We start from the raw sequence: 1346 nt of genomic DNA on the forward strand, positions 1-1346 counted from the left end.
AAATATAAATGGCTCCATTTATCATCCTTATCGTATCATTTTTTATTTTGCGCATTATAGGTGTTATAGGAATATCTTATTTTGACGGGTGGGAAAATTCTTTACGGAGTGCTGTTGCTCTGATGTTCTTATTTACGGCGACAGCTCATTGGGGAAAGAGACGTCCTGATCTTATCAAAATGGTACCTCCGAATGTGCCAAAACCAGGGCTCATGGTGACAATTACGGGGATACTTGAGATTATTGGTGCTATAGGTTTACTGATTCCGTTTACTTCAAATATTTCTTCAATTGGTTTGGCATTGCTACTTATTATTATGTTTCCAGCTAATATCTTTGCTTCAAGAAAAGGTATTACAATTGCCGGAAAGCCTACTACTCCAATATTTCTTCGAACTATCTTACAAATCATATTTTTGACAGCTGTTATTATGGCTGGATAAGGTTTTAAACAGTTTTTTATAAAACTACGTTATTAGAAGTGAGTAGTGAAAAAGTAAAGGAGAGGTGTTTTTGAAAAAATATATATGTGAAACTTGTGGAGTTCAGTATTCAAGTTCAATCGAAGCACCAAAACAATGTTTGATTTGCGAGGAAGAAAGACAATTTGTTAGTTCCAAAGGACAGGTGTGGACCACATTAGAAAAGCTGATAGAGGTCGGTACATATAGTAATATCATTGAGCTCCAAGAAGAAGGATTACATAGCATAAAGACGAATCCAAGTTTTGGAATTGGACAGTCAGCTTATCTTGTAAAAGATAGACATTACAACTTATTGTGGGATTGTATTACATATATTGATCCATCAACCATTTCACATATTAACAAATTAGGCGGAATTGATGCTATTGCTTTATCACATCCCCATTATTACTCTAGTCAAGTAGAATGGGCTGAAGCATTCGATGCACCAATTTATATTCACGAAGATGATAAAGAATGGGTGACAAGACCCAGCGAGAAAATCATTTTTTGGTCTGGAGAATCGAAAGAATTGCAGGAAGGCCTTATCCTTCATAGAATCGGAGGACATTATAAAGGCGGTACTGTTTTAGAGTGGAAAAATGGAAGCAGTCAAAATGGAATTTTATTGAGTGGAGATATTATACGCGTGGCAGCTGATTGTAAATGGGTGAGTTTTATGTATAGTTATCCTAACTTCATTCCCCTGCCCAGTGTAACAGTTGAAAGAATCGCGGATAGGGTAAATAAATTTACATTTAATAGATTATACGACGCATTTCATCGCATAATTAAAGATGAAGCCGATTTGGTCGTTAATAGGTCAGCGAAAAGGTACATTGAAGCACTAAATGGAACATTATTTAATACTTAATGCGTTAG

General features: G+C 35.6%; 2 protein-coding genes. Both read left to right on the forward strand.

Going from position 1 to position 1346, the window contains the following annotated elements; translation table 11 throughout:
• The first annotated feature begins 8 nt into the window (after positions 1–8).
• On the forward strand, positions 9–443 hold the full coding sequence (locus V7659_RS21450) for a DoxX family protein (protein ID WP_335542105.1): 435 nt from the start codon (positions 9–11) through the stop codon (positions 441–443).
• A 70-nt stretch (positions 444–513) separates the two neighbouring features.
• Positions 514–1338, forward strand: coding sequence for a hypothetical protein (locus tag V7659_RS21455; protein WP_335542106.1), 825 nt, complete (start codon positions 514–516; stop codon positions 1336–1338).
• Positions 1339–1346: the final 8 nt, after the last annotated feature.

The organism is Neobacillus drentensis (assembly GCF_036966985.1).
GTDB classification, from domain to species: domain Bacteria; phylum Bacillota; class Bacilli; order Bacillales; family Cytobacillaceae; genus Neobacillus; species Neobacillus drentensis_E.

Excerpts from the sequence above, each read along its gene's own strand:
- V7659_RS21450 (WP_335542105.1), top strand. The coding sequence starts at position 9 with ATGGCTCCATTTATCATCCTTATCGTATCATTTTTTATTTTGCGCATT.